The organism is Moraxella sp. FZLJ2109, from assembly GCF_024296965.1.
Lineage (GTDB): Bacteria > Pseudomonadota > Gammaproteobacteria > Pseudomonadales > Moraxellaceae > Moraxella.
The window spans coordinates 603,889-622,810 of sequence record NZ_CP101112.1 but is presented as its reverse complement, the minus strand read 5'-3'; the positions used below and the strand labels follow the sequence as shown (position 1 = coordinate 622,810).

The 18,922-nt window shown below is 47.1% G+C and carries 19 protein-coding genes; 8 read left to right on the top strand and 11 right to left on the bottom strand.

The genetic code is table 11. The features are described 5' to 3' along the window. The first annotated feature begins 69 nt into the window (after positions 1 to 69). Together NKU06_RS02975 and NKU06_RS02970 are read left to right on the top strand one after the other, a co-directional pair. The gene (locus NKU06_RS02975) at positions 70 to 1,872 is read left to right on the top strand and encodes a DUF2157 domain-containing protein (protein WP_254728661.1); all 1,803 of its coding nucleotides are present in this window, start codon (positions 70 to 72) and stop codon (positions 1,870 to 1,872) included. Beyond that, positions 1,869 to 2,387 carry a GDYXXLXY domain-containing protein gene (locus tag NKU06_RS02970; protein ID WP_254728659.1) on the top strand — a complete coding sequence of 173 codons (519 nt, stop codon included), beginning with the start codon at positions 1,869 to 1,871 and terminating at the stop codon, positions 2,385 to 2,387. Before NKU06_RS02975 ends, NKU06_RS02970 begins: the two co-directional genes overlap by 4 nt. A gap of 36 nt (positions 2,388 to 2,423) precedes the next feature. Here the strand turns inward: NKU06_RS02970 and NKU06_RS02965 are convergent, their stop codons facing one another. The 3 genes from NKU06_RS02965 to NKU06_RS02955 all read right to left on the bottom strand — a co-directional run bounded on the left by NKU06_RS02965 (position 2,424) and on the right by NKU06_RS02955 (position 6,063). Then, positions 2,424 to 3,821 (bottom strand): MATE family efflux transporter, encoded by a 1,398-nt coding sequence (locus NKU06_RS02965; RefSeq protein ID WP_254728657.1) that lies wholly within the window; start codon positions 3,819 to 3,821, stop codon positions 2,424 to 2,426. Positions 3,822 to 3,935: 114 nt separating this feature from the next. Then, entirely contained in the window at positions 3,936 to 5,027 is a 1,092-nt protein-coding gene (locus tag NKU06_RS02960) for a hypothetical protein (protein WP_253224297.1), read from the bottom strand. A gap of 37 nt (positions 5,028 to 5,064) precedes the next feature. Then, positions 5,065 to 6,063 carry an acyltransferase gene (locus tag NKU06_RS02955; RefSeq protein WP_254728655.1) on the bottom strand — a complete coding sequence of 333 codons (999 nt, stop codon included), beginning with the start codon at positions 6,061 to 6,063 and terminating at the stop codon, positions 5,065 to 5,067. Between the two features lie 503 nt (positions 6,064 to 6,566). Here NKU06_RS02955 and NKU06_RS02950 point away from each other — a divergent pair. Together NKU06_RS02950 and NKU06_RS02945 are read left to right on the top strand one after the other, a co-directional pair. Next, complete coding sequence (locus NKU06_RS02950; protein ID WP_254728653.1) at positions 6,567 to 7,241, top strand: OmpA family protein; 675 nt, start codon at positions 6,567 to 6,569, stop codon at positions 7,239 to 7,241. A 124-nt stretch (positions 7,242 to 7,365) separates the two neighbouring features. Next, positions 7,366 to 8,043 carry a M48 family metallopeptidase gene (locus NKU06_RS02945; protein WP_254728651.1) on the top strand — a complete coding sequence of 226 codons (678 nt, stop codon included), beginning with the start codon at positions 7,366 to 7,368 and terminating at the stop codon, positions 8,041 to 8,043. 126 nt (positions 8,044 to 8,169) lie between these two features. Here NKU06_RS02945 and NKU06_RS02940 read toward each other — a convergent pair whose 3' ends face one another. Then, positions 8,170 to 9,321 (bottom strand): glutathionylspermidine synthase family protein, encoded by a 1,152-nt coding sequence (locus NKU06_RS02940; protein WP_254728649.1) that lies wholly within the window; start codon positions 9,319 to 9,321, stop codon positions 8,170 to 8,172. After that, complete coding sequence (locus tag NKU06_RS02935; protein ID WP_254728647.1) at positions 9,318 to 9,872, bottom strand: hypothetical protein; 555 nt, start codon at positions 9,870 to 9,872, stop codon at positions 9,318 to 9,320. Before NKU06_RS02935 ends, NKU06_RS02940 begins: the two co-directional genes overlap by 4 nt. 253 nt (positions 9,873 to 10,125) lie before the next feature. Between NKU06_RS02935 and NKU06_RS02930 the strand changes: the two genes are divergently transcribed. Genes NKU06_RS02930 through ccmE form a run of 3 tightly spaced genes read left to right on the top strand, consistent with a single transcriptional unit; the run spans position 10,126 to position 11,688 of the window. Beyond that, the gene (locus NKU06_RS02930; RefSeq protein WP_254728645.1) at positions 10,126 to 10,923 is read left to right on the top strand and encodes a heme ABC transporter permease; all 798 of its coding nucleotides are present in this window, start codon (positions 10,126 to 10,128) and stop codon (positions 10,921 to 10,923) included. 8 nt (positions 10,924 to 10,931) lie between these two features. After that, the gene (ccmD, locus tag NKU06_RS02925; RefSeq protein ID WP_078317928.1) at positions 10,932 to 11,135 is read left to right on the top strand and encodes a heme exporter protein CcmD; all 204 of its coding nucleotides are present in this window, start codon (positions 10,932 to 10,934) and stop codon (positions 11,133 to 11,135) included. 31 nt (positions 11,136 to 11,166) lie between these two features. Beyond that, entirely contained in the window at positions 11,167 to 11,688 is a 522-nt protein-coding gene (ccmE, locus tag NKU06_RS02920; RefSeq protein ID WP_078317929.1) for a cytochrome c maturation protein CcmE, read from the top strand. A 44-nt stretch (positions 11,689 to 11,732) separates the two neighbouring features. On the opposite strand, the gene NKU06_RS02915 is transcribed toward ccmE, so the two are convergent. The 6 genes from NKU06_RS02915 to NKU06_RS02890 all read right to left on the bottom strand — a co-directional run bounded on the left by NKU06_RS02915 (position 11,733) and on the right by NKU06_RS02890 (position 17,769). Next, positions 11,733 to 12,032 (bottom strand): hypothetical protein, encoded by a 300-nt coding sequence (locus NKU06_RS02915; protein ID WP_254728643.1) that lies wholly within the window; start codon positions 12,030 to 12,032, stop codon positions 11,733 to 11,735. Between the two features lie 425 nt (positions 12,033 to 12,457). Further along, complete coding sequence (locus NKU06_RS02910) at positions 12,458 to 13,300, bottom strand: MetQ/NlpA family lipoprotein (RefSeq protein ID WP_254728640.1); 843 nt, start codon at positions 13,298 to 13,300, stop codon at positions 12,458 to 12,460. Between the two features lie 180 nt (positions 13,301 to 13,480). Continuing rightward, entirely contained in the window at positions 13,481 to 14,170 is a 690-nt protein-coding gene (locus NKU06_RS02905; RefSeq protein ID WP_254728636.1) for a methionine ABC transporter permease, read from the bottom strand. Further along, entirely contained in the window at positions 14,160 to 15,206 is a 1,047-nt protein-coding gene (gene metN, locus NKU06_RS02900) for a methionine ABC transporter ATP-binding protein MetN (RefSeq protein ID WP_254732120.1), read from the bottom strand. The genes NKU06_RS02905 and metN overlap by 11 nt, the downstream gene beginning before the upstream one ends. Positions 15,207 to 15,297: 91 nt before the next feature. Continuing rightward, positions 15,298 to 16,902, bottom strand: coding sequence for an ATP-binding protein (locus NKU06_RS02895; protein ID WP_254728633.1), 1,605 nt, complete (start codon positions 16,900 to 16,902; stop codon positions 15,298 to 15,300). Between the two features lie 138 nt (positions 16,903 to 17,040). Then, the gene (locus NKU06_RS02890) at positions 17,041 to 17,769 is read right to left on the bottom strand and encodes a response regulator transcription factor (protein WP_253224285.1); all 729 of its coding nucleotides are present in this window, start codon (positions 17,767 to 17,769) and stop codon (positions 17,041 to 17,043) included. 399 nt (positions 17,770 to 18,168) lie between these two features. On the opposite strand from NKU06_RS02890, the gene NKU06_RS02885 reads away from it, so the two are divergent. After that, the gene (locus NKU06_RS02885; protein WP_254728630.1) at positions 18,169 to 18,672 is read left to right on the top strand and encodes a cytochrome b; all 504 of its coding nucleotides are present in this window, start codon (positions 18,169 to 18,171) and stop codon (positions 18,670 to 18,672) included. Positions 18,673 to 18,922: the final 250 nt, after the last annotated feature.

Below are 18,922 nucleotides of genomic sequence, written 5' to 3'. Positions count from 1 at the left end.
GCTTGGCATTGCCAAGTTGCAAATACCGCCTATAATGATTATGGGCGGTATTTTTATTGGAATACACACATGGCACGCATCAAGACAACACTGGCAAAAACGCCACCACTTACCATCGCACACGCACTGATTTCGCCGCAGATGACGGCACATTTTGGGCTGTTTGGCTTGGCACTGATGGCAGCGTCTATGCTGTATCTAGTAGGGGCAAATTGGCTACTGCTACCGGATGTGGTCAAGATTGCCATACCGATGGTCGTGCTTGTGCTGTGTGCCGTGGTCAGTATGCGTACGACAGGCGTGTGGATGAGTACGCTACATACGGTGTGTGCTGTGATGGCAGGCTTGTTGCTTGCGGTGATTGGGCAGGTGTATCAGACGGGTGCTGATAGTCTGTGGCTGTTCGTGCTGTGGTCGGTGCTGATCGTGCCGTGGCTGTATCGGGCGAATGATGCATCGTTTATCCTATTGACAGCGGTGTCGCAAGTAGCACTATGGCTGACAGTCGATCAGATGGCGTGGGATGAGCGCTGGTATCCTGCTTGGGCGATGGTATTATTGCTTGGCGTGTGGCGAGTGTTTGGGCGATGTCTTTTGCCGTGGCTTGTGGCACTTGGATTATCAGTGATTGCGGTTTATACGGCAAGTATTGACTGGGATGAGCTGTCTGCGGCGCAGTTGTTTTGTGCATTGATGGTGATGATCTCGCCGTGGTTATTTGCGCTATGGGCAAGGGTTCGCCTGTCGGCATCTGAGCAGACAGCAAGTATTGCTATTGGTGCGGTCGGCGGAGCATTGGCGGCGTTTTGTGCTGTGGTAATGGGTCTTGAGATACACTCTTTGCCTGTCATTACTATCTTGGCTCATGTATGGTTTGGGGTGCTTGCCTTTGGCATTTATCAGCACTTTGGGTCTAAGCTTGCCCAAGTCCAAACGGCACTGCTGGCTGTCGGTGGCTGGCTAAGTAGCTTATTTGCCTTGATTTGGCTGGTGGCAGATGTGCTGATGGATGTGTCATCGGCTTGGGTGACTATCTTGTATGCACTTGTGGTGCTCGTAGGTGGCTTTGGGGTGCTCGTCAAATGGCGAGACTATGCCTATCTGCGACACTTGGGCTATGCACTGGTGATGATTGGCGTGGGTGTGATGGCGTATGCGCTGTTGGATAAGCTTGAACAAGACAGCTTATGGGTACTAATCATGGTGCAGGCGTGCGTGGCGATGCTACTGTGGCGATGCCGTGTGCATTGGCTGTATTTGCTTATGCATACGATGGTGCTGTATCTATTGATGGTGGTGCAAAGCTTTGGGGCGTTTGATGCGACGACGAATTATGAGCATTTACGCCCAGCAGGGGTGGTGCTGTATGCACTTGGTCTATTGCCTGTATTTTTGCTGACCCAATCAGCATGGCTGACACGGATGCAGTTGTCGTGGCGATGGGTGGCCTGTTTGGTGCTATCGGTGGTAGCAGGATTTGGGGTGTATTTTGGCGTTGCTATGCCTAAGCTTGATCATCAAGTGCTGGCAGCGTTGCCGTTATTGGTGATATTTGGTGTACTGCTTGCTCGCTTGCCGATGAGAGCGATGTTGTGGCTATTAGCGCTTGGCGTGGTGGCAGGTTTTGGCTATGTGCATCTACTTGCGGTGCTGATGGTGCTTGCTGTGGCGGCCTTGCGTCGAGATTATCTGGTGTATGCACTGTCTTTGGTGGTGGGTATTGGGCTGTTGTGGCTGTTTTATTATCAGCTATCAGTGCCGTTTTTGGTGAAGTTTGCCACGATTTTTGTCAGTGGTGTGTTGGTGCTGGTGATGAGTGTTATGATCGACCGCCAAGTATCTCATCAGACTGTTAAGGGGGTGGGTGTATGAAGTTGCAACCAGTTATCATCGCCATACTGACGGTGGCTGTGGGTGGTGTGCTGATTTATCAGTATGAACAGCGGTTATCCCAAGGTCAGACGATGTATGCTAAGCTTGCACCTGTCGATCCCAGATCGCTTCTGCAGGGCGATTATATGCAGCTTGGCTATGAGCTGTCTGGTGTAGATGCTGATAAGGTAGCGACCGAGAATGATCGGTGGCGTCAAGCATGGGTGCAGATTGATGGTGATGGGCGTATCGTGAGTGCGGATTGGCAGGCATCCACCGTGCATCGTACGCCCTTAAAACTCAAATACAACGGCTGGCAATGGCATCCTGCAGCCGATAGCTTTTTGTTTGCCGAAGGTCTGGGCGATTGCTATGCAGGGGCGGTATTTGCCAAATTATCCGTCACCCAAGATGGTCAAGCGATGCTTGTGGATGTCGTGGATGAGAATCTGCAAGCGTTGGACTGTGCTGATCGAGCATCATGGTGGCAAGGCGGTCTGATTGATAAGCCTTGACAGCTACTCGCCACGCTGAACCGATGGTCAATACGCTTAGCTGATCACTCTGATACGACTTTGCAGAGCGACTTTTTTGCTGTGTACTTCTAGATACCAAAGCAAAAACACCGCAGCCACGCCAAGCGAAATCACCAAAGCTGTCCAAAAGCCATAAATCCCCATGTCAACATGAAACGCCATCACATAGCCTGGAATCAATCCACAGCCCCAAAAGGCGATGATATGAATCACCATGGGTACAGTCGTCACTTTATAACCACGCAAAGCATAGCTTGCCACGCATTGCACCGCATCCACCAGCTGAAATGCTGCAGCAAATAAAATCAGCGAACTGGCAATCTCAATCACCGCCATATCATCGGTGTACATCTGCGACAGCGGATAACGAAATACCACGAGAAATAACGCCGTGCCAATCGATGCCACAATCGCTGAAACAATCGCCACGCCTGAGATATAGCGTGCTCGCACAAACCGCTCTTGCCCTAGGCTAAAACCGACACGCACCGTCGCTGCACTACCAAGACTTTGGGGAATCATAAAAATCAAGCTGGTCAAACTCATCACCACCTGCTGAGCGGCAACAAAATCTTCGCTATTACCCTTGAGTCCTGAGACCAAAAACATAATGCAGGTGAACAAGCTGACTTCGATAAAAAACGATAAACCAATCGGCACACCAAGTCGCGTCATCTCAATCAGTGCTTTGGGATTGGGTAGGCTAAAGCGCGCCATCAAACCAAATTGGTCAAAGTGCTTATCCTTGATAATCAATACCCACAGAGCGATGGCATTCACCCAAAATACAATCGCCGTCGCAAGTCCACAGCCAGCACCGCCCAAAGCAGGTATGCCAAATTTGCCATAGACAAAAATCCAGTTCAAAGGAATATTAATCAAAAAACACAGCCAGCTGACCCACATGATGAGCTTGGGGCGATTCAGACTTGATGCATAAGCGTGCAAAGCGCGATGAATCATTGCAGCAGGCATGGCAAGACCAATGAACCACAGATAATTTTCGGCGATGGCAAGCGTCTGCTCACTGACATCCAGCCATAGCTTAAATGGTGTAATCGCAAGCCACATCAGCACCATGCCGATGATGCCCATGATAAGACCATACCATAACCCTTGGCGACCCATCTCGCCCACTTCATGACCGCCTTTGGCACCAAACAGCTGAGCAATCATCGGATTGAGCGATGTCATGACACCCATCAAGGTCACATAGACGGTGACAAAGACACTGCTACCCAGTGCCACCGCTGCCAAATCGGATTTGCCCGCACCGCCTGCCATCACCGTATCGACAAAGCTTGTGCCGACTTGAGCAACCTGTGCCAGCAGCATAGGAATGCCAAGTGTAATCAGCTCGGACAGCTCTTTTTTGTAGGTGGTGAATTGATAGCGGTTTAGGTCAAGTAGCATGGCGTGATTATCGTGGAAAAAAGTGATATTGTAGCAGATTTACTGGTGCTAGGGATAAAGCTTTGACAAAAAAGCAGAATGACTGACATTCTGCTTTGGGCTTGATATTAAGGGTTACAACGGCAGCTGCTGAGTGTGTTTCCACTGCTGTTCTTTGACCTGCTGTTCAAAGGCGGTCAGTACATCTTCGACGATGTCAGTGACTAGCATCTGCACTTCTGGACGTGAAGTATCAATCTGCGCTACACCATGCGCCACCGACTGCATCAGCCCGTCAAGCGTCTCATCATTGAATAGGTGGGCATTGATGGCGGTGGTGACATTTTCGCCGATGTGCTTGCCGACATTGGTGATTTGTGATTCAATCATACCGCCAGCAATCGGGATAAGCTTTAGATATTTACGCAATTCTGGTGTGTCGATGAGTGCTTTTTCGACAGCGCGACCGATATCGGCAGACAGCTTAGCACCTTGTTCGGCAAGTAGCGCTGCTTGCAGGCGTGGGGTTAATTCGGTGCGTAGCATGGTCAAGAGTGCCGTTTCGATTTCATGGCGGTTTTGGCTGACGGTGCGGTGCAGTAGCTCGCCATGATTTTGACTATGGCTAAGCTGTGCTCGAAAATTATCAATCGCGGTTAAAATCACACGATCTGACAGCTCTTCTAGCAGCACATGATAATAAAACTTGGCGGATTTTAGCCACTGTGCAGGGATAACCTGAATGCCCAGACGGTGCAGTCGCTGAATGATGACGACCGCACGCAGCAGTCGAAACGCACGCAAGGCAGGAAAACAGCCCAGCACTTCATACCAATGCACAAATGGAAAAAAGAACCAGCGATAATAAGTGCGTTTTTTGATGGCAATCAACCAACGAATGCTCAAATCCGCCACCCAAAAGATGGTGAAAAAGCCTGCCACCGTCGCCACCGACAGATGGTGCGTATTTTGATAAGCACTCAGTGCATCAGGCGCGCCCAGATAGCTTGCGATGCTACCTGCAAATTCACTCATCAAAATATTATCCACCGCAATCAGGGTCAAATCAATGACAAGTAAAATCAGCATCAAGATGTCATAGGCAAGCTTGGCAGTGCTGACTTCTCGTGTCTCGTCTTTTTCTGTGCCATAGATGGGGATCACATCATCAGGTAGTTCGTGTTGCTGTGGTAGTTTAAAATCATCTAAATCAGGGGTTTGTCGCATAATCATCGCTTAAAAGGTGCAAGGCACGCAGTAAAAATCAGTGTTCGCCAGTCGCTTGGTTGTCCTGAGTATTGACACCAAAGTCAGCCAACATCTCATCAATCTTGGCATCTTTGGCTTGCCATATCGCATCAAGTGCCGTAAATAGCTCGGCTTTGATGGCATCATTGCTGTGATACTCGCCACGCTTGAGTGCATCAAATAACGCATCATCAAGCTTGATATGCTCAATATTGACACCCAATCGAGTCAGCTTGCCCGACCACAAATCGCTATATTCAGGCGTGCCATCAGGATAGACGATGGTCATATCCAAGATGCCATCAATCTCTTCGCCAAGGCTTGAAATCGCAAGCGCAAAACCACCAGCTTTGGGCTTGAGCAGGTGTCGATATGGTGACGCTTGCTTTTGGTGTTTGACAGGGGTGAAGCGTGTGCCTTCAAGATAGTTGAGTAGTACAAAAGGCTTGCCAGTCAATAGCTGACAGGCGCGGCGGGCTTCTTCGATATCACGGCCGGCAAGTGCAGGATTTTTGGCGAGCGCTTCTTTTGAATGGCGTTTCATCATCGGAAAGTCAAGAAAATAAAAGGTCTGACCGACGATGGGAATATAAATCAGCTCATGCTTGGCAAAAAATCGGGTAATCGGCAAGCGATTTTCGCTGATGTACTGAATGATACTGGTATCGACCCACGATTGATGATTGCAGATCAGCAGATATTTGCCATTGGGATTTAGATCGTTAGGCATCTCGATACGCCAGTCTTTTTCGGGCAGAACCTTGTCGATCAACAGATTATTGGTATGCAGCCAATGATTGGTAATGTCAAGCACCGCCTTGTCCGCAAGCTTGGATTTGGTCAGCATCTTGGTGACGCCTGCGCTGATCACTGGCACGCCAAGCGCAAGGCTATTGACCGCAATCGTGCCTGTGCTTGCGACCAAAGATATTTTTTGGGCAAGTTTGGGATTGTTGTCATGCAATTTTTGAAAAAACGGCAAAGTTCTGCGCGTAGGGCGATCAGCATGGCTCATGGTGGTTTCCTAGGTTGCCAAAAATGTTACAGAATATGTCAAATATCCGACAAGTGTTCACAATAATCGTTATTTTATCAAAAAACCGCGTCTTGCAGTGAAATTTTACACGACTGATACAGGATGGTTGTGCAAAATGACAAAATAATGCATAAATCTGGCTTATGTTTGACAAATTTTGAAACAATATTGCTCATCAAATGTTGCTGAGCAGCTGTGAGCAAATGCGCCGATGGGGTGAATTTGCCTAAAAATTATACAAAATTCGCTGATTTTTCGGTCAATTTGTACAAATTTTAATCAATTTGCAAGACAAACAAGCAAACTGCCCTGAATAAAATAATAGAAACTACACTAACAAGATACAGACTTGCTACAATTAGGTAAGTATTTTGGTTCATAATAGCTCTCAAGCAAAACCACTTTTTGGGTAATGGACTTTTTTAAGATTTATGGAAAATTGCTCAAAAACTCACTCAATGCTCTCATTTAAGGAGATAACGATGAAAAATATGAAAGTTCTAGGCGTATCAGTATTGGCAGCAAGCGTTGCATTGGCAGGCTGTGCATCAACTTCAGGTACCACAGGTACAACCACCACTGGCGCGGGCATCAATAAAGCAGTCATCGGTGCTGTGGCTGGCGCTCTAGGTGGCGCAGCAATCTCAAAAGCGACTGGCGGTGAAAAAACTGGCCGTGATGCAGCAATCGGTGCAGTCGTTGGCGGTGCAGTGGGTGCTTATATGCAAAAGCAAGCTAAGCAAATCGAAACTCAAATGGCTGGCACTGGCGTTGAAGTTCAACAAGACCCAACCACAGGTAACATCAACCTAGTTATGCCAGGCAACATCACTTTTGCTTATGACGATGCGACGCTAAACCCATCGTTCACAGGTAGCCTAAACCAATTGGCACAAACCATGAAAGAGTACAACCAAACCACCATCGTCGTGGCAGGTCACACGGATTCAAACGGTTCTGATGCTTATAACTACAACCTATCACAGCAACGCGCAGCGTCTGTGGCAAACTACCTAATCCGTCAAGGTGTTGATGCAAGCCGTATCCGTACTGTGGGTTATGGTGAAGCACAACCTGTTGCATCAAACACTACCGATGCAGGCCGTGCCCAAAACCGTCGTGTTGAGCTAACCATCAACGCACCACAAAGCCTGTAATCAACGATTGATTACAAGACGAGTCATCAGCTGATGGCTCGTTTTTTGTTGGTCTAAATTTGCCCAAGCATGGTACAATTACTGGGTTTTTTCACTGATACCAGAACGAACCACGACAATTTTGATGAATCAAACAGACACATTGGCAAGCTTGCATGATGACTTTGCTCAAGCAGGTATCCGACTATGCATCACCAAAAAACGCATCAAAAACATCAACTTTCGAGTAAAGCTGGGTGAATTTTTGGTCAGCTGTCCTATGCATATCAGCGATACTCGATTGCTTGGCGTGATTCGTGCTCGCTTTGATTGGGCGGTGACAGCACATCATAAACTGACCCAAGCCAGTATAAATCAGCTGACTGCAATGCAGTATCTCTGGGGTGAGCCATTTGATGCAGCCAAGTGGCTAGAGAGTCATCAGCATAAGATTCACGCACGCACATTCAAGCGACTAACGATGCTTGCACCTGATGACTGCAAAGCTTGGATTGACCGCTATGAATTGGCAAATTATGTCGATGAGATTTTGGCAGTATGGCAAGCCAAAGTGGGTAAGTCAGCAAGCCACATCAGTATCAAGCCGATGAGTAGCCGTTGGGGGAGTTGTAATGTCCGTACGGCAAAAATCGCACTCTCCACACATTTGGTCAGCTATCCCAAAGCTTGCACTGACTATGTCTTGGTGCATGAATTGTGCCATCTGATTCATGCCAATCACAGCCGTGAGTTTTGGGCAAGTGTACAAGCTGTCATGCCTGATTATCAAACATGGCATCGACTGCTCAAAGGGCGAGTATGATGGATTTGGATTGCTATGTACTTCAGCGTATCCAACTTTTTGCCAACAAAAAACCGTTCGTGCTTTTATTAGCGTTGCGAACGGTTTTTCTTTGAAAAGCTTATAAAAATAAGCGTATGTACTACATCACATAAAGGCGTGCGGTACAAAAAGACTGGTGTCCTTGGTAATCAGTGTGCTGTCTTCACGCACGCCAATCCCTGCAGGGCTATGACCAATCACCCAGCTACCGATGACCGTATAGACGGCTTGTCCTTGATGATTGGTGAACTGCGGTAGTGGGCTAAGTGCTTGATAAACATAGCCTTCTTGACCATAGATGCCATCGGTTGCGATATTCATGCCGTCTTGGTGTAGGCTGATGTTTGCCCCTTCACGAGAGAAAAACGGCTTTTTGACCATATTGCCTGCGATGGCAGATGGATTTAGGCTTGCGGGTAGCAGATTTGGATGATTTGGGAATAGCTCCCACAGCACAGCAAGCAAAGCTTTGTTGCTCATGAGTAGCTTATAAGCAGGCTCGATAAACTGCGTGCCACTGTGCTCGATATGACCGCCAAAGGCTTCGGAGAGTAGCCACTCCCACGGATACAGCTTGAACAGATGGCTGATGGCCTGGTCTTGTAGGTCGGTAAATCGCCCATCATGCGCCCGATGACCAATCGCACCGATGTCGATATAGTCAGTATTAAGCCCTGCTTGGATGGCGACATCTTGCAGATAGCGGGTGGTGGTGTAGTCTTCGACACTGGCAGAGACTGCGGTGAAATACAGCTTATCCTGTCCAATCGCAGGCTTCATCGCCCCAAATTCCACCAATAGCCGTTCATGAATACTGTTAAACTGGTCAGCACCACTCAGCTCACCGCCTTGTGCCTGTAGCCAATACCACTGGGCGACACTGGCTTCAAACAGGGAAGTGGGTGTGTCGGCATTGTACTCGTATAGTTTGGGCGTGTTTGTCCCATCAAAGCACAAATCAAAACGACCGTATAGGCTAGGCTCACGATTTTTAAAGCTGTGCTCAATCAGGCGTGCAGCAGTATCTGATAGCCCAAGCCGTGCATAGTCGCCTGTTTTGACGACATGGGCGACGGCTTGTAGATACATCTGGTGCAGTGCTTCGGTGGCAGTTTCGATGATATCGATTTGGCGTTCATCGAACACATAGCACGCATCTTCTTGCCAGTAATTACCATCGATACTGTGATAATCAAAGCCAATGCGAGCCATCTCACCTTGCCAATCAGGGCGTGGCGTGACCTTGATGCGCCTCACGATGCAGCGCTCGTGCTACCGCCAGTTGCCCCAAAGCCTTGGCGAGTCGTGCCAGTCTTATTATCTGCTGTCGCCTGTGCTAGCGATTGGCGGTTTTGGTTGGCAGCTTGTTGCTGGGTGTTTTGGACAGGCTGCTGAGTGGTGGTTGGCGTTTGGGCGGTTTGTGAAGCAGCGGCTGTCTGTGCTTTGCCTGCACTGGCAGCTTTACTTGCTAAGTAACCAGCGGCAGCACCAGCAGCGGCAGCACCCAGCATAGTACCAACACCACTGCCATTTTCAGCGGTGGCTTCACCTGTGCCTTGCTCAGCGGCAGCTTGCTCGGCCTGTGCTTGTGCTTCAAGCTCAGCAGCTTGGGCTTGTAGGGCGGCAGCTTGTTCTTGCAGGGCTTGTGCTTCAGCACTGGTGTACTGCTGTGTCTGCTCTTGTGGTGCAGGTGCGGTCGTTTGCGGTGCTTCGGCAGGCGAGCAGGCAGTCAGTCCTAGACCTGTTGCACCAAGTAGCACAAGTGAGATTTGGCGAGATGCTTTTGAAGGTTTTGTCAATTGAGTCATCAACGTATCCAGTTTGGTGAATGAATTTACAACGATTATCCTATCATTATGCAGTCAAATCACCGATTTTACAAGGGATGGCAGGCGGATTGTTGATGAAAATTGTCCAGATAGCTTGCCAAATTTTGTATAGAGTGGGGCGAATTGTGCTATAATAATTGGGATTTGCCACTGATTTTGGCAAAGTGATTCGCGTGATTTTCTTTCAAAACTTTTTTGCAACTTATAGCAAGCCTTTGAGCTAGGTAGAAAAATGCCAAAAAATAGCCAAGCCACCAATAGCACGAGCCAAGCCAGTTTTTTTGGACGACTTTGGCAAGGATTTTTGACCACAGTCGGCACCGAGCGATTTTTTCAGATTTTCTCACCTTGGGTAAAATATCTTGCCGCCATTGCAGCGATTTTGCTTGGTGTTGGCACGGTGTGGGGCTTGGGTTTTGCACCGCCTGATTATTTGCAGGGCAACAGCTATCGCATCATCTTTATCCATGTGCCAGCGGCAAGCCTTGCGATGAGTATTTATTTTGTGATGAGTGTGCTTGGGGTGATTTTTTTGGTATGGAAAATCAAAACTGCCAACATCGTCGCCCAAGCCATTGCACCGATTGGCTTTATCTTTTGTGTGCTGAGTCTTTTGACAGGGTCAATTTGGGCAAAGCCGACTTGGGGGACTTATTGGGTGTGGGATGCACGCCTGACATCGATGCTGATTTTGGCGTTCTTGTACGCAGGGGTGATGGCTCTGTTTGCAGCCTTTGAGCACAGTGGCAACCGTGGTAAGGCAGCGGCGATTTTGTCCATCGTCGGTGCGGTGAATCTGCCCATCATCAAATATTCGGTGGAATGGTGGAATACACTGCACCAAGGGGCAACTTTTACGGTGACCAACGCACCCAAGATGAGTGCGTCGATGTGGGTGCCATTACTGATTATGATGCTTGGGATGTATTTTTTGGTGGCGGCATTGGCGATTTATCGCACCAATTCTTTGATTTTAAGCCGTGAAGCCAATAAGGCATGGGTAACTCGATTGGTTAATTCGGATAAATAGGGCGAGCGATGACACCGTATTTTAAGACTTTTGGTGATTTTTTGGCGATGGGTGGGCATGGCTTTTATGTATGGCTGTGCTATGCGATGACTTTTTTGGCAGTCATTGGCTTGATTATTTATGCCAAAAATGAACGCAAACAGACGCTAGATAAGCTTGGCAGACAGCAAGCGCAATCTCGCCTAACCAATAAACAACGCAAACAATCTTAATTGATGAATTATTAACGATAAGGGTGACATCATGAATGCAGTCAGACAAAAAAAGCTGATGTGGGTCATTGCCGTGCTACTCGGTGCGGTGGTGGCGGTGAGTTTGATTTTGTATGCCATCCGCAATCAGACCGATTATTATTTTGATCCGACAGCCATCGCGGCAGGTCAAGCACCTGAAGCCAAGCGTATCCGTGCTGGCGGCATGGTCGTGGCAGGTAGTGTCAAGCGTGATCCAGCTGATCAGCTCAATGTGCAGTTTGAGATTACTGACTTTAAATCGACCGTACCTGTCAGCTATCGTGGCGTATTGCCTGACCTATTTGCCGAAAACTCTGGCGTCGTGGCAACGGGTGAACTACAAAACGGCACCTTTGTCGCCAGCGAAGTGCTTGCCAAGCACGACGAAAACTATATGCCACCTGAAGTCGCCAAGTCACTCAAGACCGAGCACGCCGCTCGTGGCACGGATGTCAATAATGGACAGTTTGTCCCTGCGACATCGATGAGTGAGATCGATGAGCGTAATGCCAAAGAAGCTGAGCAAAAGTAAATGACTCAAAACTGATAAAAGCGTATCGATGGATGCGCTTTTTTTTAATTTTGAATAATAAACCTGATGGCATTAATAACAAACAACAGCGTCATAAACCCCAGACTACCAAGATAAATCCATTTGCTTTGCCTAAAAATCTGTTTGGGCAATTCATCATTTTGTAGATTGGCAACCAATAAATACACAAGATTTAATCCCATAAAAATCATCACATTCAGCTGAAACATCCATAATATTGTGCTAAATAACCCCTGTTTGGGTAACTGTAGTATCAGTGATACAGGGATAAAGACAATATGTAAAAATAATAAAATTCTCTTTGCCAAAGCCAATGTTGCCATCATAGCCCCACATATCCGCACAATTAAGATAAAAAAATCTCAGCAAACCCAGCAGATAAATGGCGATATGGATACCAAAGCTGAAGCCGTATATTCGTTTTGATTGTGATAAAAGTAATTTGGGCAAGCGTTGGTGATGCGTCCAAAGTACAAATAAATATAATAAATTCAATAAGATGTATATTATATTAATTAGGATAAAGTTAATGGTTGGTCTGGCATAAAACCCATTTTCAAGAATGTATAAGCAGTCTTGGTAATGAGAATTTAAGCCAATACCAAACTGACCGACCAACAAAAGCGGTATGAATGGAATATGTAGTAGCACCAAAACTTTTTTGGCGAAAGAAACTTGGCTCATATCTATAATTGAAATAACAAAATCCCCATCACCAAGCGATGATGGGGATTTGAGTGCGGTGAGATTACCAACCTTTGACCACAGCGCCTTTGAATTCTTCTTTGGCTTTGGCTTCGACTTCGTCAGTTTGATAAGCTTTGACGAAGTTTTGGATGGCTGCAGAGTCTTTATTGTCGGCACGAGCGACGATGATGTTCACATATGGTGAGTCTTTGTCTTCAACAAATACGCCGTTTTCTTCAGCGGTTAGGCCTGCTTGACCTGCATAGTTGTTATTCACGACAGCCAGATCAACATCATCGATTGCACGAGCGGCAACTGAAGTATCCACTTCTTTGATGACTAGATTTTTTGGATTTTCAACGATGTCTAGTGAAGTTGATAGAAGGTTGGTGCTGTCTTTTAGCTTGATTAGACCTTGTTTTTCAAGTAGGATCAAAGCACGAGCTAGGTTTGATGGATCGTTTGGTACAGCGATGGTAGCGCCATCTTTTAGCTCTTCAACTGATTTGATGGTTTTTGAGTAGCCTGCCAATGGATATACAAAGGTATTGCCCACGATGACAAGGTTGTCTAGGCCTTTTTCTTTGCTGTCAGTGTCAAGATATGGCTTGTGCTGCATGGCGTTGGCATCCAAATCACCTTTTGATACGGCAGTATTTGGTAGTGCATAGTCATTGAACTCAACCAGCTCAACAGTTAGGTTGTATTTTTCTTGAGCGATTTTTTTTGCTACTTCAGCAACAGCTTGCTCAGGGCCTGCCATTACACCAACTTTGATGGTCTCAGCAGCAGGTGCATCGCCAGCAGGCGCAGCAGCTTGTTCTGCTTTTTTGTCTTGACCACAGCCAGCTAGGGCGATACCTGATGCGATGGCACAGATACCAAAAAATTTACCAAGATTCATAATTCATCCTTAGAATAGGTACAAAAACTAATAAAAAACTGTCTTACAACTGTTATATTAAATCACAAAACCCTTGCTAGGACAAGCGTTTGGGCATGTTAATCTGGGCAAAAGCTTGTGAAAAAGCGAATAATGCCAAAAGTCTGATGCAGTATTCGCTAATCTTTCAAGCCGTCGCAATCAGCGGTGATCAACTCTAGCCGCCAAGACATCACCAGCTTTTTGGCAAATCATCACAATCGCCACGATGATGATGGTGGAGATCCATTTGACATAGATCATGTTGCGGTGCTCGCCATAGCTGATGGCAAGATTGCCCAGACCGCCACCACCGACAACACCTGCCATCGCTGAATAGCCGATGAGTGACACCAAGGTGAGCGTCACGGCATTGATGAGAATCGGCAAGCTTTCGGGAAAATAATATTTACTCACCACTTGCCAATGTGTCGCTCCCATCGATTTGGCGGCTTCGGTCAGACCAGTAGGCACTTCAAGCAGGGCATTGGCGGTCAAGCGAGCAAAAAACGGAATCGCCGCCACGCTCAAAGGTACAATCGCTGCTGTCGTACCAAGCGTCGTCCCCACCAAAAAACGCGTCACTGGCATCAAAATGATCAGTAGGATAATAAACGGCACAGAGCGACCGATATTGATGATGACATCAAGCACGCTAAAGGCGGTGCGATGCTCAAGAATGCGACCTTTGTCGGTCAAAAATGCCAAAAATCCCATCGGCAAGCCAATCAGCACAGCAATCAGAGTGGCAGCCAGCCCCATGTAGATGGTTTCCCAAGTGGATTGAGCAACCATTGCCCACATTTTTGGGTGCATTTCGCTCATAAAATCGGTGATTAATTTATCCCACATAGCCGAGTACCTCCACATTGACATGATGATCGGTTAAGTATGCCATTGCACGGTTTTGGCTGTCTGCATCACCGATGACTTCAGCGATGGTAAAACCAAACTTCACACCGCCTGCATAATCCATCTGAGATGTCAGAATGCTAAACTCCACGCCAAATTGCTTAGTGGCTTGTGAAAATAATGGCATATCCACCGAATTGCCCGTAAACTCAAACTTCACCAGCGGATGCAAGCCTGCTGATGGTTCTGAGTGTAGTTTTGATAAATAATCATCAGGCAGACCGATGTGGAAAGTTGAGCGGATAAATTCTTTGGCAAGTTCAGTCTGTGGGTTGGCAAAGATTTCACTGACCGTGCCTTGCTCAATCAGCACGCCTTGGTCAATGACGGCGACTTTATCGCAGATGCGTTTGACCACATCCATCTCGTGCGTGATGAGTAGGATGGTGATGCCAAGCTGTTGGTTGATTTGTTTTAATAGCTTAAGAATCGACTGCGTAGTGGCAGGATCTAGTGCAGATGTGGCTTCGTCGCATAGCAGCACCTTTGGGTCAGATGCTAGGGCACGAGCGATGGCGACACGCTGTTTTTGACCACCAGATAGGTTGGCAGGGTAGGCGTCTTTTTTGTCAGATAGCCCAACCAGCTCAAGCAATCCATTGACTTTGGTGGTGATGACAGATTTTGGCGTGCCTGATAATTCTAGGGGCAAAGCGATATTATCAAATGCCGTGCGAGAATGCAGCAGGTTAAAATGCTGAAAAATCATGCCAATGTTGCGTCGCTCGATGATCAAATCTTGCTCGGATAATGCAGTAAGCTCAATGCCGTCGATGATGACACGGCCAGTGGTTGGTCGCTCAAGCAGATTGACACAGCGGATGAGTGTGGATTTGCCAGCACCTGATGAGCCGATGATGCCGTAGATTTCACCTTGCTTGATGGTTAAATCAGTGGGCTGTACAGCAGTAAAGGTGCTGGTTTTGCCGTCTTTTTCGATGGTGAACTGCTTCTTGACGCCATGCAGCTCAATCATCGCTTTGGATGGGGCGTGAGTATTCATGATAAATCGGTCAAATCGTCAAATTAACTGATTATTATATCATGAAAATATGCAGTGCTAATACTTATGTTTTGGCTTTGTCCTTATCCTTGTCATCAGTATTCATCACAGCTTTTGGCTTTAGTGGTAGCACGACCAAAAAGCGAGTATGACCCTGCCAAGTGTCGGTGCTTATTTTGCCTTGGTGTGCTTCGACGATTTGGGAGACGAGCGACAAGCCAAGTCCTGAGCCTTTTTTCTCTTGTTTTAGGCGGACAAAGGGGCTAAAAATATCTTCTCGCTTATCTTCAGGAATGCCCAAGCCTTGATCAATAAAGGCAAGGACAGCAAAATTTGGCTGCGGTTTGGCTTTTTCTTTTTCTTTTTCTTTGGTGCGAGTCAGACGCTTGAGAAAATCGCTGGTCTTTTTGGGGCTTTTGGCATCCAGCATCTCTGTCGGCTGAGTCATCTCTGCATCAGTCTCATCGATGCAGCAGACGCCATCAAGCAGACTTTGGGGAATGGTGGTGGCATCTTTGGCATCAGCCACGCCATAGAGATACACTTCAATCGGTGGCACACCATGAATCATGGCGTTGTTGAGTAGATTTCGCACCAGATGGGTCAATAGCTTAGGCTGAGCAAGCAGGCTGACCGGCTCAGCGATCAAGGTGGCTTCAGGGTAGTGCTGACATTCTTGGCGAGTCAGTTCGTACAAATCAACCTGCTCGGCAGCCTGTAGGGCATGACCTGCATCAAGGCGTGAGACCAACAAAATGCTCTCAACCAAGTCATTGAGCCCAGTCAAATCCCGATTCACCGCAGCCGCTCGCTTGTCAAACTTCGCCTTGGTGTCATCATCTAGGCGAGCTGCAAGCATATCCATCATCTCAATCTGTAGACGAATACGAGTAATCGGCGTGCGAAACTCATGCGATGCGTGTGCAAGCAGTAGGCTGTTGGCATTGATGAGTTGTTCGATTTTTTGTGCCGATTGGTTAAAGCCATGTGCCAGCACTGCAATCTCATCGTTGCCATGCTCGCTGACTCGTACACTAAAATCCCCTTCGCCAAGACGGCTCATCTGACGGCTCATTTGGTTAATCCGCCAAGTGATGCTGTGCGAAATCCACCACAGCACCGCCGACATAATCGCAAGCAGCAAAATTGTGCCTGAGAATAAGTTGAACCACGCCATCAGCGGTCGCTCTGGTGTCGGCGTGCGGTTTTCGTACCACAGCGAATAGCCAAGCGTGCTTTCGATGATGGTGTGTGGCGGCGCAGGCGAGAAAATCTCACTAATCCACGGCGGTTCAGGCAGCAGCACGGTCGGCAGTTCGGTGTTTTCGGTTTGTAATACTAGGCGGCCTTGTGGGTCGTACAGACCGATTTTGGCGTTTAAGCTTTCATCAAAAATATCAAAGCTTTTTTTGATTACCACCAGTGAAAAGCGTGCTTGCAATAGATTATTTTGTGCACTGAGATTTTCTGCTTCAGCCAAAAAAGGCTCAATCTGCGTCATGATTTGGCTTGCGACCGCACGATTGCGCGCTGAGTCAGAATTATTGTGCGCAAACTGTGATAACAACGCAAAAGCAATGGCAAAGCCCACCAATGCCAAAAAGACGCTGATAAATAATCGTGCCGAGATCGAACGAAAGCCAAATTTTCCGTGATGAGCCGAGTGCATAAAATTTCCGTAAACGACGATGAATCTTGATGGTGGATTTTAATAAGTTTAATAATCGGTCAATAAAAGCCAATCAGTCACTAAAACAGCAAAAACCATCAAACAAGCCGCTTGATGGTTTTGGATAATTTTGAACACTTACACTTGATCGGTGGCGAATTGATAACCGACACCGCGCACGGTGATGATGCGCTTAGGCTGGCGTGGATTATCTTCGATCAAAGCACGCAGGCGAGAGATATGCACATCGATGGCACGATCGATATTCTCTGAGCTGTCATCATTTGGCATCGCTTGCCAGAGCTGTTCACGGTTGAGTACTTTGCCTGCATGTGTGGCGAAGTAGTGCAATAGCTGGAATTGATGCGTCGTTAGGCGGACAGGTTTTTCGTCGATGGTGACTTCGTGGCTATCAGGATAGACAGTCAAGCGACCGAAAGTTAAGCTGCCTGAATTGGTGTCAGCTTGGTTCGGCGTCTCATGACGGCGCAGGACCGCACGAATACGCGCTAATAGTTCACGCGGCTCAAATGGCTTAGAAATATAGTCATCTGCACCCATCTCAAGACCAAGCACACGGTCAGTGGTGTCGCCTTTAGCGGTCAGCATGACGATAGGCACTTTATTGATCATGGCGTTTTTCGATGAGCGTACCTTTTGGCAGACTTGCATACCGTCCATATCGGGCAGCATCAGATCAAGGACAATCAGGCTGATGTCGCGCTCTTTGGCTTCTAGGATGTCAAGACCACCTTGACCTGTCGGTGCATGATGCACTTCATAATAGTTCATTGACAGATAGTCGCTGATCAGCTCGGCTAGGTCTGGATCGTCTTCAATCAGTAGGATTTGTTTATTATTCACCATGATAAATTTTCCTTATAAAACTAATGTTAATATTATCAAATGATTTGTAGCATATCTTGCCAAGATTTACACAGCTTGGCAAGCATAAATTTGTAGTTATTTTTAAAAAGTTTGACTCAATACTCACAATAATGCCGCGGTGGCAAACTGTCAGTAACAATCACTTGATGATGTTTTTGGGCTAAAATTACAAGAGTAAATGATGACATTTTCATCAAATTTGACCAGCTTTCGGCGCAAATGGCACAAAACTGATAATTTGGTATCATGTCTGTCTGTAGCCAAGATACAAAATATCACATAATTGGTATATTTCATCAAGGATGCTTTGTTATAATGCGATTTATTGATAATTTTGCAAATATACTTGAAATGATTGAAGAGATTGGAGCTTGAAGTATGACGACTGTGGTCGAAAAATATAGCCTTGGTGCGCGCATTTTTCACTGGATTGGTGCGTTATTAATCGTGGCGGCATGGGTGTTGATTGAGCAGGGTGAATCGTTCATCGGCCTGCATAAGGCGGTGGGATTTAGCTTTTTGATTTGGACGATTTTGCGTATTGTGAATCGTGTGATCACCAAAGCGCCGCCACCTGTGCCGATGTCGAAGCTACAGACGATGGTGGCAAGCCTTGTGCATTTGGCGCTGTATGTGGTGATGATTGCCATGCCTGTGACGGGTTTGCTTGGTACTTTGGCAGAAGGGCAGGCGCTGAGCGTGTTTGGCTTGTTTGAGATTGCAGGTTTTGCGACGGTGAATTATGATTTGGCAGATCAGATGATGGCGCTGCACAAAGATGTGGTGTGGACAGCATTGCTTGCGCTGATCGTGGCACATATCGCTGGTGCGCTGTATCATCAGTTTGTGGTCAAGGATAATCTGATCGCACGGATGCGTTAATCGCAGCTAAGTCGTGTGGATGCGTCAATGTTTGTACGAAATTTCCTACAACCATTGACGCATTTTGCGTATTTGTATTATGCAAAAAATCATGCATAATACACACATAGCAACGGAGAACCCTGATGGAGCAGGGCAAGGATGACATGCTATTCAAGGAAGGTTGGTAAGGATACGGATTTTACGGTGGTAAAATCAGGGAAAACAACGGGCGGTGTCTGATGGCATCGCCCGTTGTTTTTTGTCTGTT